This is a genomic window from Labilibaculum sp. DW002, assembly GCF_029029525.1.
GTDB lineage: Bacteria > Bacteroidota > Bacteroidia > Bacteroidales > Marinifilaceae > Paralabilibaculum > Paralabilibaculum antarcticum.
The window spans coordinates 903,655-917,574 of record NZ_JAKJSC010000001.1 but is presented as its reverse complement, the minus strand read 5'-3'; the positions used below and the strand labels follow the sequence as shown (position 1 = coordinate 917,574).

Genomic DNA, 13,920 nt, shown 5'->3' with positions numbered 1-13,920 from the left:
AGAAAAATAGAATGCTCTTCTTACTAAAGCAAGGCAACTCATAATTCATAACTTATATCTCATAATTAAAATAAAAATGGCTAGATTTTCTAGAATAGAAGTGGCATTAAAAATGAAAGAAACGGGAATGATTCCTGTGTTTTTTCATTCAGATATAGAAGTGTGTAAGAATGTTGTAGCCGCCTGTTATTATGGTGGAGCACGATTATTCGAATTTGTAAATAGAGGTGATTTCGCTCACGAAGTTTTTGGTGAATTAATAAAATGGTCTGCAGAAGAATGTCCTGAAATGATATTAGGTGTTGGTTCTGTAATTGATCCAGGAACCACATCATTATACCTTCAATTAGGAGCAAACTTTGTAGTTTCTCCAATTTTAAACCCAGAAATGGCAAAAGTTTGTAACCGCAGAAAAGTAGCCTGGTCTCCGGGCTGTGGTTCACTTACTGAGATTTCCTATGCTGAAGAGCTGGGAGCTGAGGTTGTGAAAATATTCCCTGGAGCTCAGGTAGGAGGTCCAGAATTTGTAAAAGCAGTTAAAGGCCCATTTCCATGGTCATCTATTATGCCAACAGGAGGTGTAAAACCAGATGAAGAGAACTTAAGAGCATGGTTTAATGCCGGTGTTCACTGTGTGGGTATGGGCTCGCAATTGATGGTGAAAAAAGAGGATGGTTCATTTAACTATCCAGAGATTGAAGAGTCCTGTAGTAAGGCTTTTAGAATCATTGAAAAATTAAAATCATAAAGGAATTATTCCTTTTAAAATGAATTAATATGACTGCAATAACTATGGAAAAACCACAAGGAAATTATCGCTATAGGATATTGGCGATGCTCTTTTTTGCTACGACAATTAATTATATGGATCGTAGTATAATGGGGGTGTTAGGACCAACATTGATGGAGAAGTTTAATTGGACCAACGCAGATTATGGGTATATTAATATGGCTTTTAAGGCGGCATATGCTCTGGGAATGCTTACAATGGGCGGTATAATTGACCGTTACGGAACCCGACTTGGTTATACCCTTTCAATTGCGATTTGGAGTGTTTTTGGTGTTCTGCATGCCGCAGTTCAGCCAGCTTTCGCTTTAGTAGGCTTTATTGGAGCACGATTTGGTCTTGGAATTGGTGAAGCGGGAAACTTTCCTGCGGCAGTGAAAACTGTAGCTGAATGGTTTCCAAAGAAAGACCGGGCCTTTGCAACCGGTATTTTTAATGCAGGTTCCAATGTAGGAGCAGTTTTGGCTCCAGCCATTATTCCTTTGGTCGTTGCTCCCAATGGTGATAATTGGCAATTTGCTTTTCTGGTAACAGCTAGTTTTAGTGCTATTTGGGTTGCCGTTTGGCTTAAGATATATAAACGACCAGAGGAGCACCCTAAGGTTTCTAAAGAGGAATTGGACTACATTTTACAAGATAATAAGCCAGTTGATGCGGAGAAAGAAAACGAGAAAGTGTCATGGGCAAAAGTATTGCCATTAAGACAAACCTGGGCTTTTGCTATTGGTAAAATTACCGATGCTGTTTGGTTCTTTTTTATGTTTTGGTCGGGTATCTTTTTTAAACAACAGTTCGGGCTCGATAGTATTAAGGAATTGGGAGGAGCACTGGTAGTTATTTATATAGTAGCTGATTTTGGTAGTATCGGAGGAGGTTACTTATCTAAGATATTTATAAATAAAGGCTGGACTCTGAATTCAGCACGTAAAATTTCATTATTAATTTGTGCACTTTGTATTGCACCTGTATCTCTGGCTGCACTGACAAGTAATGTGTGGATCGCTGTAAGTTTAATTGCTTTGGCTTCTGGTGGACATCAGGCTTGGTCTGCAAACCTGTTTACCCTTGTTTCTGATGTGATGCCTAAAAAGGCGATTGCTTCCGTTGTGGGTATTGGTGGAATGGTTGGTGCCATATCAGGTATGGTTGTTGACTTTGCACTTGGTCAAGGTTTAGATGCAACAGGAAATTCTTTTTACTTCTGGATGTTCTTAGTAGCTGGTATGTTATATCTGGTTATTTTATTGATTATACATTTAATGTTACCAAAACTAACTCCTTTGGATGAAAATTTTAAGATTGTTTCAGAATAATATCGTGATTTAGTATACATTTATTGGTTAGATGTAACAAGCTTGTATTCTTTTGAATGCAAGCTTGTTTTTTTAACGCCAATTTGTAGATTTTACATTTATGATGAGAGTGTTTATTCTTTATGAGTCTACTTGTAAATAGTACCCAATCCAAGTCCTCGGGTACATAGGTAGTAAAGCTTAGCGAGGCCAATTGTATATTTTTTGATTCATTTCACCGATCTATACTATGCAGAATGTTTACTCGCTCTAAGCGATCCTCTCAACTTCTTTTTTAGGAAGTTTCGACTCAAACCAATGTCTCAATTGTATCACTTACCTTTTTGAATCATAGATATTAATTGTCTCTTTTCTCATTCACAATTCCATATGCAAGCGAGGAATTTTTTGTATTGATAGTTGAATTTTTTTGTTTGGTTCGTTTTTCAATTGTTTAGATTGTAATAAACAAATGTATTCGTTTTAGTAAGAAGCAGTTGATATTGTCCTGATTTTTCTTCTTATCTTTCTATCCAATTTCCATTACAAATACGATACAAAACACACACAACTAATGAGTAAACTACTAAACCTTGGACAAGCAGTTTTAATAATGTTATTGCTTTTTTCTTGTAAAACACCAACACCAAAAGATTTGGGAAAAGAAATTTTAATTCCGCAACCAACAAATTTAATTGCGACTGGAAGTTCTTTCGACTGGACTGCAAAAACGAAAATATATGTTGAAGAAGGCAGAGAAGACAGTAAAGGAGTTGCTAATTATATTGCAGATTTAATTGCTCCAGCTACTGGTTATACCACGGAAGTGGTAAGTGCAACTAATCCAGCAAGTAACAAAGGAATTGCTTTGGTGATATCAGAAAATGAAAGTTTGGGAGAGGAAGGTTATAAATTAACAATTGACGAAAAACGAGTTATTATTGCGGCTAATAAAGCTGCTGGACTGTTTCGAGCAGTACAAACCATTAGACAGCTTTTGCCAGCAAAAATTGAATCGGATAGTTTGCAAATGGGATCATGGGAGATAGCTAGTGGAACAATTGAAGATGCACCAGACTATGGCTACAGAGGTGCCATGTTGGATGTGGTACGTCATTTCTTTGATGTGACCGATGTGAAACGATTTATCGATTTAATTGCGGCCTATAAAATGAATGTTCTGCATTTGCACTTGACTGATGATCAGGGATGGCGAATTGAAATTAAATCGTGGCCCAATCTGACAAAGCATGGTGGTAGTACACAAGTAGATGGTGGTAAAGGTGGTTTTTATACTCAAGAAGAATATACTGAGCTTGTAAAGTATGCACAGGATAGGTTTATTACCATTATTCCTGAAATAGATATGCCAGGTCATACCAATGCGGCTTTGGCTTCGTATGCCGAATTGAATGCTGATGGTAAAGCAAGAGACTTATATACAGGAACCAATGTTGGTTTTAGTACGCTGGATGCCAACAAAGAGATCACTTATAAATTTATCGATGATGTGATTCGTGAATTGGTTGCTCTAACACCAGGTGAGTACATTCATATTGGTGGAGACGAATCGAATGCGACTAAGAAGAAAGATTACATCAAGTTTATAAACCGTGTGCAGGATATTGTGACGAAGCACAAGAAAAAAATGATCGGTTGGGCCGATGTTGCTGCAGCGGAATTGGAAGATAATTCATTAGCACAATTTTGGCAAACCAAGCCAAAGAATGCCTTATTAGCAGTCAAGCAGAATGTGAAAATATTGATGTCGCCGGCAAAAAGAGCCTATATGGATATGCAGTACGATTCCATTTGCCCACTGGGTTTACATTGGGCAGGTTATCTTGAAGTAGATAAGGCTTACGACTGGAATTTGGAAACCAATGTAGAAGGTATCTCTCGTGAAAACATCATTGGTATAGAAGCACCACTGTGGTCGGAAACTGTTGAAACCATCGACGATATCGAATACCTTGTTTTTCCTCGTTTACCCGGATATGCTGAATTGGGCTGGTCGAAAAGTGAAAATAAAAATTGGGATGAATACAAGATTCGTTTGGGCAAGCAGAAAGAACGCTTTGAGTATATGAAGATTAATTATTATCAATCTCCAAAAATACCTTGGGCTGTTGAGGAAGTAGCGCCTGTAGTTGAGTAATTTTTTGTTAAACATATTTGAAGTCACCTAAAATTCGGATCATTTTTGTAGTCGATTTTTTAGGTGACTTGTTTTTATAAGCTACTTAAAGCCTATATTTGTTGAAGCATAGAATAGCTTTGGCTATTGGAAAATAAAATAGATAAGAATAGAATGTATAAATATTTATTTGGACCTGTTCCTTCAAGAAGACTAGGCATGTCTTTGGGAGTTGATTTAGTTCCTAAAAAAGTGTGTAGTTTGGATTGTGTTTATTGTGAAGTAGGTAAAACCACAAAACTTTCACTTGAGCGCAAAGAGTATATTAATGCAGACTGCATAAAAGATGAATTAACGCATTACCTAAAAAATAATCCTAGCCCCGATTACATTACCATAACCGCATCGGGAGAACCAACATTAAATCAGCATTTAGGTGCAATTATCGATTTTATAAAGCAAACTAAAGCAGATATTCCCGTTGCTCTAATAACGAATGGCAGCTTACTTTACGATCCAGAAGTAAGAAAAGAGATGATGAAAGCGGACCTTTTACTTCCTTCTCTTGATGCTGCGACCAATGATGTTTTCAAAAAAATTAATCGCCCAGCAGAGGATTTAACTGTGGAGATGTGCATTGAAGGAATTATTTCTTTGCGTAAGGAATTTGAGGGTAAAATTTGGCTTGAGGTATTTATTTTACCTGGTTACAATGATAGCAAAGAAGAGCTGACTGCTCTTAAAGAGGTCATTTTAAAAGTAAATCCAGATTCTATTCATTTAAATACTTTGGATCGACCGGGAACCGTTGCTAATCTGAGAGGAGCAAGCAGAGAAGAGTTACAGAGGGTTGTAGATTTTTGGCAAATGGATAAGGTCGAAATTGTTGCCAAGTTAAAGCAAGTTGAAACGCAGCAAACTTATCGGAAAGATACAGCAAGTGCAATTTTGGAAACAGTTGCCAGAAGACCTTGTACATTGGAAGATTTGACTAAAATGTTAGGCTTAAAAAGTGAGGAGATCGAAAAACAGCTTAAGCAGTTGATTGAAGAATGTAAGCTCGAATCTGTAGCGCAAGATAGAGGTGTTTTTTATCAGTTGTTGGAAAAGGATATGGACTGATCATCAAATCGTTAAAAAAATAATTGAAGTTTTCCTGATATCATTGGCATTCTGGAACAACATAAAATAAGAATGCGATAAATTAGAAACCTAATACAATTTCTTCCGTAAATAATGATATCTCTAAAATTAAAAGGAGATATGATTTGGTAAATGGCAGTAGCTAAACTGCTTTTTAGATTCAATTAAAAGTTGACGGATATGTATACAAATTTATCAGAAATTCAACAGCAAAATTATTATAATTTATGTGGAGAGACCTATCAAAGGTCAGAGATGAAAGGACGATTTTCTACCAGTAAGCCTTACAATAACGAGCTTTATAAATTTTCTCCATGGGGATTTGAATATATTTTCGACAAAGAGAATGGTTATCTGCTTTGTGAATTATCTCATAAAATTGCAGATAAGAGAATGTATGGTTGGGATCAGAATGGAGAAGAACTGCCAAAAGAAATTGTTTCGAAATATTTTAAAAGCAACAAAGTAGCTTAACGATTTGCATTATAGTTTAGAATTAAAAATAATGGTTCAGCCGACTTCGAAAGATGTCGGTTTTTTTATGCCTTTAAATATTTCATTTTGAAATGAATTGGGATCAAGTCTAATTCTTTGTAAATCTAATTTTATATGTATATTTACAAACCGACCGAACGGTCAGTGAGTTGAGGTAATCTAAAATTTATGGATAAAAGACAGCATATACTCGAGGTAGCAACCAAATTGTTTTCAGAAAGAGGATTTGAAAAAACACCACTTTCGGCAGTTTGTGAAGCAGCAAATGTGTCCAAAGGACTAATATTTCATCATTTCAAAAATAAAAATAACTTATTAAGAGAGATTTTTAAATCAACAACAGAATTAATTGTTCAGATTAATGAATCCAAAACAAATCAGCTTTCAGGCAAAGAAAGATTGCTTGAACTAATTGATTCCTTTTTTCTACAATTAGAAGTAGACAAGTTGTTTTTTCAGCTCAACTTAAATGTGATTTTGCAGCCCACCACAAGAGAGATCTTAAATGATCTGATTGAGGAAAGATCTTCATTCATCATGAAATCGGTGAGGCGCATATTTAATGAAATAGATCTTGAAAATTCACTTGTGAAAAGCTACCTTTTTATTGCGGAGTTGGATGGAATTGCTTTAAATTATTTAGGGATTTTTGAAGATTATCCTTTACATGAAATCAAGGAAGAACTGATAAAGAAATACAACTAGAAATGAAGTTTAATACAATAGATAACAACGAAACGATTGCTCGATTACGAGTAGAATTATATAAGAAACTAAGAGGTCCAATAGATGCTATGTGGGAGCAATTGTATATTGCTTCTGCTCAACATTACACAATTGAGAAAGATTCAAAAACAATTGGCTATTGTTGTATTGACGAAGTGAAAAGTTTGAAGCAGATATTTCTGATTGACGATTACATTTACTTAACGATGCAAACCATTAATGCTTTAATTAATGAGGACTTGATTTGTAAGGCTAGTGTAAGTGCTAACGAGCCAATTTCATTTAATGCCTGTTTGTTTTATGCGAAATCGATGCACACAAATACATTTTGTTTTGAATATTCGAATAGGGCAATAAAAAATGGAACAGACATACCAATAGTGCCAGTTTCTGAAAAGGATATGGCTTCAGTAAAGGCATTCTTTAAAAATCAAATAGGCTTTGATGATACCTTCGGATATACTGAAAATCTAGTACAAAGAAAGGAGTTATACCTTGTTAAAGAAGGTGACTCAATAGTTGCAACTAGCGAGTGTCGATGGAGTGACTCACAAGTTGAATTTGCCGATTTAGGCGTAATTGTAAGTAAGGATCATCAAGGAAAAGGAATTGCGACCCAAATTTTAAAACAGCAAATAAAAAGAGTTCTAAAAGCGAATAGAAAACCAATTTGTTCAACGACTTTAGATAATGTTGCGTCGAAAAATGCGATAGAAAAAGCTGGTTTTCACTGTTCTAATATCATTTTTGATCTTAACTTTATAGAATAGGTAAAATAATAACAATGAAACTAGAAGAATTAGGATACAACAATAAGCTTGGTGACTATAGAATCGATCAAAATTTAAGTGAATTAGAAATTGGTCGAATTACATTGGAACACAAGGAAAGGTATGTTGTGAAAACTCCTGACCATGAATTCGAGGCTGAATTGATGGGGAATATAAGATTTACAGCAGAAAGTAGATACGACTTTCCAGCAGTTGGAGATTGGGTGGCTTTCTCCGCATATGATGAAGGAAAAGCACTTATTCATGCGATTTATCCAAGACATTCTATTTTGGAAAGAAAAGCAGTTGGAAAATCAGGACAAGTACAAATTATTGCTACAAATATCGATTGTGCTCTAATTGTTCAAGCGGTTGACAGAGATTTTAATGTAAACAGAATAGAACGCTATTTGACCATTTGCCATGCCTCTAATGTTGAGCCCTTAATTGTGTTGAGCAAAATCGATTTGATTGATGAATTGGAATTAGAAGCAATAAAGGATCAAATAATACAACGAGTGAAAGACATTCCGGTAATTGCCATTAGCAGTATTCAAGCCGTTTATGCTCAGCTCGAAGAATTAATAAAGCCAGGAAAGACCTATTGTCTATTGGGTTCATCGGGAGTCGGTAAATCAACATTGCTTAATGCGCTCTCGGGTAAGGAGCAGATGAAAACTGGTGAAATTAGTTCAAGTGTTAACAAGGGAAAGCATGTTACCTCTCATCGAGAGTTGATAGTTTTAGAGAGTGGAGGAATAATAATTGATAATCCTGGTATGCGCGAGGTAGGAATCGCCGATACAAGTGGAGGTTTGGAGATGACTTTCGACACCATTTTAGCCTATGCTGAAAATTGCAGGTACAAAGATTGTTCTCATTTGCACGAAAAAGGATGTGCTATTTTAGCAGCAGTTGACTCGGGCGAAATTGATGCTGATTCTTATGCGAACTATTGCAAAATGGAAAAAGAAAAAATGCATTATGAATCGGATGCCTTAGAAAGAAAAAAGAAGGACAAAGACTTTGGGAAGATGGTTAAGAATGTGAAAAAGCAACGTAAAAACAGTAAGTTTTAATGAATATGATTGAATCGAAAAGAACTTTATTAAGACCGATAGCAGCAAGTGATAAAGAAGCTGTTTTTTCTTATCGTTCCGATGCAGAAACCAATAAATACCAAGGTTTTGTTCCGAAAAACATAGATGAAGTTGCCGATTTTATAGCTAGAAATCCCACTGAGTTTAATCAAGCGGATACTTGGTTTCAATTGGTTATTATCGATCGGGAAAGTGATTGCTTAATTGGCGATATTGGCATTCATTTTATAGATGAATATCAAGTAGAAATAGGTTGCACATTAGCCAAGCAATTTCACGGAAAAGGATATGCCACCGAAACTTTGCATGCAGTAATTGATCATTTGTTTATGCAACAGAACAAGCATAGAGTTATTGGTTCAATCGATCCATTAAATACAAGCTCTATTGGCCTACTGGAACGATTAGGATTTCGGAAAGAGGCTCATTTTAAGCAAAGTCTCTTGATTGATGGAGAATGGGTTGATGACATTGTTTACGCCATTTTAAAAAGTGAATGGAAGTAAACTATTAGATGTATAAAGATTATAGACAAGCCCCAACTTTAATAGAGTTGGGGCTTTTTTTATGTCTTAAAAACACACATAAAGAAGGATTAGTACTTTTTATACAAAGAATTTCTCTTTAGTTAAATTTAAAAGGACTTGTTTGTCTTTAATTAGTAAGCATAAGATTATTTAAAGTTTAGGATAAAATTGTTTTGATCACTAAACATAGTTTAGTAGATTCGAAAATCAAATCTGATAATACTTATTGGTTTTACTGCTGATTTTTGGGATTGCAACAACTTTTGTTAGTTAAGGGGCATTATTTAATTAAATCAAAATTATACGATTACTAAAAATAAGATAAATGGGACTATTTGATTTTTTAAAGAAAAAAGAATTTAATGAAATTGCTAATTTAAAAGAACAGCTTGAAAAATATAAACCCTTAATTGATATTGATAAGGAACTTTCGACTAAGGAAAGTGAGATTAAAAAGTTAATTGCAGACAAAGAGAGTGAATTAGAACTTGTCTACAAGAAATCATCAACTGAAATTAATAAAGTCAAAAAAGATTTATCCTCAATAAATCAAAAATATAAGGATTCATTAAATACATATAAGAAATTAAGAAAAGAAGTAGGATTGTATGAATCGAAGCTTGATTTAATTGAATTTGGTATTTATGATCCTATTTATGAATTTGAAAAATCGGATGACTATAGAGAAGAACAAAAAAGAATTATTGCTCTCCAGAAAGAGATGATAAAAAATGAAACTGCTGCAACTTGTCCTACTAATTGGACTATTGATGGTAGTGAGGCAAAAGGGAGGGCATCTACAAAAAGGAATATTAAACTTGTATTGAGAGCTTTCAATGGTGAATGTAATTCTCTCATTACAAAGGTTAAGTGGAATAATGTAGGTCAAATGAAAGAGAGAATTAGAAAATCATATGAGGCTATTAATAAACTTGGAAAAAGCTCAACAATATCCATTGAATATAATTATTTAGATCTGAAAATTAAAGAATTATCTCTGGAACATGAATTTCAATTGAAGAAGCAAAAGGAAAAAGAAGAATTAAGAGAAATACAAGAACAGATAAGAGAAGAAGAAAAGGCTAAACGTGAGTTTGAAAAAGCACAAAAAGATGCAGAAAAGGAGGAGAAAAATTATCAATTAGCTTTAGATAAAGCTAGAAAGGAAATTGAAAAAGTTACTGGAGATGAGCAGAATAAGCTTCAAGATCAAATCAAAAAGTTAGAACAAGAGCTTAAGGACGCGCAAGAAAAAAAGGAAAGAGCAATATCTATGGCTCAACAGACAAAAAGAGGTCATGTTTATATTATTTCAAATATTGGCTCATTTGGAGAAAATGTATACAAAATCGGTATGACAAGAAGGTTGGAGCCAACTGATAGAGTTAAAGAATTGGGAGATGCTTCAGTACCATTTAAATTTGATATTCATGCTATGATATACTCTGACGAAGCGCCTACTCTCGAGAAAGAATTGCACAGAGCATTTGAAGCTAAGAAAGTGAACATGTTAAACTACCGAAAAGAATTTTTCAATGTAACATTGGATGAAATTGAAAATCAAATAAAAGATTCAGGAATTGAGGCTGAATTTACAAAACTACCTGAAGCTGTAGAGTATCGGGAAACCTTAGCAGTTTTACAAAAAATGAATTCAGTTGAAGTAGAGAAAACTATAGAACAACAAATTGAAGAAGAATTTCCAAGTTCTGTAAATTAGTATAAAACCTCATGGATAAATCAACCATTCTAACAATCATTTTTACACTTGTAGTTGTCCTTTACATCTACAAGACAGTAAATATGTATAAAACCATACAAAAGTCTATTGTGTTAAGCGATAGAGGTAAATTGATTCATTCTACAATGGTCTGGTTGGTTCCTTTTGCATGGTATGCCATTTTTAAGGGAATCATAGAACACAAGTCGGGAACCATGACCAAAAGCAAAAGAGCCAAACTAAACAAAGGAAAAGGGAGCTTTTATGAAAGTGGTAAAGGTATGCATGGTTAAGTTTATTATATCATCACAAAAAATTAATTAAATCACATCATAAATTATCTTAAATGAATTCTGTAATAATTATTTTAATTGTAGCAGCTGTAGGTATCGCTTTCTTTATTGGCTATTATTTCAGCACTAAGGCTGTTATAAAACGCAAACTAAAAAAATCAGAATTTAAAAAAATTGCTGATTTCAAAAATGGTGAAGTTGCCAAAATTGTTGGGGCAGTTGAGTTTGTAGGTAAACCATTGTATTCACCTCTTTCTAATCGAGAATGTGCACATTATTATGTTCACATCGAGGAAGAAGTGTCGTCGGGTAAGAGTTCAAAATGGGAAACTCTTATTGAAGAAGAAATATCAAGCAAATTTTTAATTAAAGAAGAAGATCATTTTGCGATTATTAATGATAGTAAACTAAAATCCTATATTGTTCAGGATGTGAAATTTTCTTCTGGCTTTTGGACGGATGCAACGGAGAATCTTGAAGCATACTTAAAAAGTAAAGGTGAGGAGAGTGAGGGTTTTCTGGGCATGAATCGAACACTACGTTACAAGGAAGGTGTTCTAGAAAGAGGTGAAAAAATTGCTGTACTGGGTAGGGGAGAATGGAAAGAGCCTGGCCAGTTAGACTTGCCTGAAAAATATGAGAAGGTTTTGGAAATAAAATCGAGTTCTGAAGAAGCAATTTATTTAAGTGATGATCCTGACACTACATTGAAGAATATTGCCAAAGTAAAAAGAGAAGAGTCATCTCGTAAAGAAGTTCAGAAAGAGACTCATAAAGAAAGTAGAAGAGGCAGGTATCAAAAATAATCTTACTACTAGCTTAATAAATATTAGGCTTGCTTATAATATTGAGTTTAAATGAAAAAAACATTGACGATTAAATTATAAAAAATAGAAACATGAAAACAAACTTTACTCTTTTTCTAATTGGATTACTTATTTTCTTCTGTTCTGGATTAAAAGCCCAGACTAAGGCAGTGACTGTAAATGGTGACACGATTTATGTGTATGATAATGGCACATGGAGTTTTGAATTACTAGATGAAATGCCCGTAGTGAATGAATTGGATTTTTTAAATGCAGAACTACAAATTGATACTATTAAAACGGAATTTACATGTCCACCTAATGCCAAAAAAGAAGTTAAAAATGCAGAAAAGATCTTTAGAATAAAGTACGATGATAAACTTTGGAAAAGAGTTCCTCCAGCAACTTTGAATGATGAAGCGGAATTTGCTTTTGAATCAAAAAAATCAGATATCTGGTGTGCCGTAATTTCTGAACAAACTCCTATTCTAGCAGATAAGTTATTCCTCATTGCTAAAAAGAATATGGAAGATTTTTCTGGTACGAAAGCTACATCTCTAAAAACGGAATTGCTAAAAGTGAATGGAAAAGAAGTAATAAGAGGTGTTTTAAGTGCAAATATTTCTGGAATTGCGTTCATATTTGATTCTTATTATTACTCAAATGACTTGGGATCGGTTCAGTTTACTACATGGACAAGTGAAAAGGTTTGGGAGCGCAATGAAATGCAAATTCAGGATTTGTTACATGGTTTTATCGCGGAATGAAAATTTAAGAAAAAAATAAATGATTATGGATTTAGTAACGCCAGAATTGGGAAGTGGAATTTGGATGCTTTTTACGGTTTTAGTTTTTGCCTTTTTCTTTTACGCAATTGTTCATATTCTTAGAGCAAAAGATTTAACAAGTAAAGGGAAGTTTTTGTTTGTCATTTTAGTTTTAGTGATGCCAATTTTGGGTGCTATGCTTTACTTCAATTTAAGAGAAACTAACAAAATATATAAGTAAAGCATGAATTTAAAATTTTATAAACAGAAGGGTTTTTTAGCAACGCTTTGTGCTGCGATCATACTACTCGCGATACCAATTGTAACGGATATTTATAAAGAGTCTTTCTTATCTGAAACGGGGAATTATAAAATTATGGGAGGTTTCAGTATTATTCTGGCCATTGGTTTGCTTGCAAAATGGAAAATTATGTGGAATATTGCAGGAATAATAATAGGATTTATATTGTTCGTAACAATTTTTAGGGCTTTTGGAATGGGTTCGAATTATGCAACTGCCTATGGATTACTAATTGTTACTTTAATCGGTCTTTTGGTTTTATTAAACTCAAAATCAGTTAAAGCCTATATGAATTCCTAGTAAATACAATTAAAACGATAAATTGATAAACAAACCCAAGATGGAAAAAACAAAACAGAATTTTAAGCAGTATCAAAAAAGCAGTACCATTATATTCGCTGCATTATTAATGGGGCAGGTGTTTTTTGCGTCATTTGTGATTTTTTTAAATCAAACCGAAGGACCTCTTGCAGCTGATGAATTTCTTCGAACTGTTTTCATGATAATGATTCCATTGTTCTTTTTGGCGAGTTTTGGCATCGGCAAACTAGTTGCTGGTAAAAAACTGAAGTTGGCAAAAGAGAAGGCTGAATTAAAAGCTAAGATGGAAGATTATCGTTCTGTTAATATCATAAGATATGCTCTGCTTGAGGGAACAGCATTCTTTGCTATTATAACCTTTATGCTTACAGGTGAAATATTACTATTAGCCTTTGCAGGTATGATCATGATATTGTTTGCGATTAATTACCCATCGAAAGAAAAATTGATTGCAGAATTGGAGTTGAATAGAGAAGAGCAAGCTATTTTAGAAGATCCAAACGCAATTGTAGCCGAAATTAGCGTACGATAATACAAATCCTGGCAGAGTCGAAGACCTGTCAGCGTTTTTTTTATGAGCGACAAGTAAAATGTTTAAGCCAACAATATTCTTAGAGGATGAATGAAAAGTTCCGATAACTATCGGGACTTTTTCATTCTAAAAAGGAAAAGAATTTGCGACCTTTCAATTATCAAAATAAACTTTTTTGAAAAAACTTTTAATAAAAATGTAAC

At 34.1% G+C, this 13,920-nt stretch carries 16 protein-coding genes; all 16 read left to right on the top strand.

The window, feature by feature from the left end:
* The first annotated feature begins 76 nt into the window (after positions 1 to 76).
* The gene (locus L3049_RS03545) at positions 77 to 748 is read left to right on the top strand and encodes a bifunctional 4-hydroxy-2-oxoglutarate aldolase/2-dehydro-3-deoxy-phosphogluconate aldolase (RefSeq protein WP_275108410.1); all 672 of its coding nucleotides are present in this window, start codon (positions 77 to 79) and stop codon (positions 746 to 748) included.
* 29 nt (positions 749 to 777) lie between these two features.
* A complete protein-coding gene (locus tag L3049_RS03540; RefSeq protein ID WP_275108409.1) occupies positions 778 to 2,100 on the top strand; it encodes an MFS transporter in 1,323 nt (440 codons plus the stop codon).
* 553 nt (positions 2,101 to 2,653) lie between these two features.
* Positions 2,654 to 4,237 carry a beta-N-acetylhexosaminidase gene (locus L3049_RS03535; RefSeq protein ID WP_275108408.1) on the top strand — a complete coding sequence of 528 codons (1,584 nt, stop codon included), beginning with the start codon at positions 2,654 to 2,656 and terminating at the stop codon, positions 4,235 to 4,237.
* 153 nt (positions 4,238 to 4,390) lie between these two features.
* Entirely contained in the window at positions 4,391 to 5,338 is a 948-nt protein-coding gene (locus L3049_RS03530; protein ID WP_275108407.1) for a radical SAM protein, read from the top strand.
* 201 nt (positions 5,339 to 5,539) lie between these two features.
* Entirely contained in the window at positions 5,540 to 5,833 is a 294-nt protein-coding gene (locus L3049_RS03525) for a hypothetical protein (RefSeq protein WP_275108406.1), read from the top strand.
* A gap of 189 nt (positions 5,834 to 6,022) precedes the next feature.
* Positions 6,023 to 6,559 (top strand): TetR/AcrR family transcriptional regulator, encoded by a 537-nt coding sequence (locus tag L3049_RS03520; protein ID WP_275108405.1) that lies wholly within the window; start codon positions 6,023 to 6,025, stop codon positions 6,557 to 6,559.
* A 2-nt stretch (positions 6,560 to 6,561) separates the two neighbouring features.
* Entirely contained in the window at positions 6,562 to 7,350 is a 789-nt protein-coding gene (locus tag L3049_RS03515) for a GNAT family N-acetyltransferase (RefSeq protein WP_275108404.1), read from the top strand.
* A gap of 14 nt (positions 7,351 to 7,364) precedes the next feature.
* Positions 7,365 to 8,429: a ribosome small subunit-dependent GTPase A gene (gene rsgA, locus L3049_RS03510; RefSeq protein WP_275108403.1), complete on the top strand. Its 1,065-nt coding sequence runs from the start codon at positions 7,365 to 7,367 to the stop codon at positions 8,427 to 8,429.
* Entirely contained in the window at positions 8,429 to 8,956 is a 528-nt protein-coding gene (locus L3049_RS03505; RefSeq protein ID WP_275108402.1) for a GNAT family N-acetyltransferase, read from the top strand. Before rsgA ends, L3049_RS03505 begins: the two co-directional genes overlap by 1 nt.
* Positions 8,957 to 9,302: 346 nt before the next feature.
* Positions 9,303 to 10,697: an SNIPE associated domain-containing protein gene (locus L3049_RS03500; RefSeq protein ID WP_275108401.1), complete on the top strand. Its 1,395-nt coding sequence runs from the start codon at positions 9,303 to 9,305 to the stop codon at positions 10,695 to 10,697.
* 11 nt (positions 10,698 to 10,708) lie between these two features.
* Positions 10,709 to 10,990 (top strand): hypothetical protein, encoded by a 282-nt coding sequence (locus L3049_RS03495; protein WP_275108400.1) that lies wholly within the window; start codon positions 10,709 to 10,711, stop codon positions 10,988 to 10,990.
* Between the two features lie 53 nt (positions 10,991 to 11,043).
* Positions 11,044 to 11,796 carry a hypothetical protein gene (locus L3049_RS03490; RefSeq protein ID WP_275108399.1) on the top strand — a complete coding sequence of 251 codons (753 nt, stop codon included), beginning with the start codon at positions 11,044 to 11,046 and terminating at the stop codon, positions 11,794 to 11,796.
* Between the two features lie 92 nt (positions 11,797 to 11,888).
* On the top strand, positions 11,889 to 12,563 hold the full coding sequence (locus tag L3049_RS03485) for a hypothetical protein (protein WP_275108398.1): 675 nt from the start codon (positions 11,889 to 11,891) through the stop codon (positions 12,561 to 12,563).
* Between the two features lie 25 nt (positions 12,564 to 12,588).
* Positions 12,589 to 12,804 (top strand): PLDc N-terminal domain-containing protein, encoded by a 216-nt coding sequence (locus tag L3049_RS03480; RefSeq protein ID WP_275108397.1) that lies wholly within the window; start codon positions 12,589 to 12,591, stop codon positions 12,802 to 12,804.
* A 3-nt stretch (positions 12,805 to 12,807) separates the two neighbouring features.
* A complete protein-coding gene (locus L3049_RS03475; protein WP_275108396.1) occupies positions 12,808 to 13,164 on the top strand; it encodes a hypothetical protein in 357 nt (118 codons plus the stop codon).
* 40 nt (positions 13,165 to 13,204) lie between these two features.
* Positions 13,205 to 13,717 (top strand): hypothetical protein, encoded by a 513-nt coding sequence (locus L3049_RS03470; RefSeq protein ID WP_275108395.1) that lies wholly within the window; start codon positions 13,205 to 13,207, stop codon positions 13,715 to 13,717.
* Positions 13,718 to 13,920 lie beyond the last annotated feature (203 nt).

Bases quoted from the DNA above. Each gene is read 5' to 3' on its own strand.
- L3049_RS03545 (WP_275108410.1), top strand. From the start codon at position 77: ATGGCTAGATTTTCTAGAATAGAAGTGGCATTAAAAATGAAAGAAACG.
- L3049_RS03540 (WP_275108409.1), top strand. From the start codon at position 778: ATGACTGCAATAACTATGGAAAAACCACAAGGAAATTATCGCTATAGG.
- L3049_RS03535 (WP_275108408.1), top strand. From the start codon at position 2,654: ATGAGTAAACTACTAAACCTTGGACAAGCAGTTTTAATAATGTTATTG.
- L3049_RS03530 (WP_275108407.1), top strand. From the start codon at position 4,391: ATGTATAAATATTTATTTGGACCTGTTCCTTCAAGAAGACTAGGCATG.
- L3049_RS03525 (WP_275108406.1), top strand. From the start codon at position 5,540: ATGTATACAAATTTATCAGAAATTCAACAGCAAAATTATTATAATTTA.
- L3049_RS03520 (WP_275108405.1), top strand. From the start codon at position 6,023: ATGGATAAAAGACAGCATATACTCGAGGTAGCAACCAAATTGTTTTCA.
- L3049_RS03515 (WP_275108404.1), top strand. From the start codon at position 6,562: ATGAAGTTTAATACAATAGATAACAACGAAACGATTGCTCGATTACGA.
- rsgA (WP_275108403.1), top strand. From the start codon at position 7,365: ATGAAACTAGAAGAATTAGGATACAACAATAAGCTTGGTGACTATAGA.
- L3049_RS03505 (WP_275108402.1), top strand. From the start codon at position 8,429: ATGAATATGATTGAATCGAAAAGAACTTTATTAAGACCGATAGCAGCA.
- L3049_RS03500 (WP_275108401.1), top strand. From the start codon at position 9,303: ATGGGACTATTTGATTTTTTAAAGAAAAAAGAATTTAATGAAATTGCT.
- L3049_RS03495 (WP_275108400.1), top strand. From the start codon at position 10,709: ATGGATAAATCAACCATTCTAACAATCATTTTTACACTTGTAGTTGTC.
- L3049_RS03490 (WP_275108399.1), top strand. From the start codon at position 11,044: ATGAATTCTGTAATAATTATTTTAATTGTAGCAGCTGTAGGTATCGCT.
- L3049_RS03485 (WP_275108398.1), top strand. From the start codon at position 11,889: ATGAAAACAAACTTTACTCTTTTTCTAATTGGATTACTTATTTTCTTC.
- L3049_RS03480 (WP_275108397.1), top strand. From the start codon at position 12,589: ATGGATTTAGTAACGCCAGAATTGGGAAGTGGAATTTGGATGCTTTTT.
- L3049_RS03475 (WP_275108396.1), top strand. From the start codon at position 12,808: ATGAATTTAAAATTTTATAAACAGAAGGGTTTTTTAGCAACGCTTTGT.
- L3049_RS03470 (WP_275108395.1), top strand. From the start codon at position 13,205: ATGGAAAAAACAAAACAGAATTTTAAGCAGTATCAAAAAAGCAGTACC.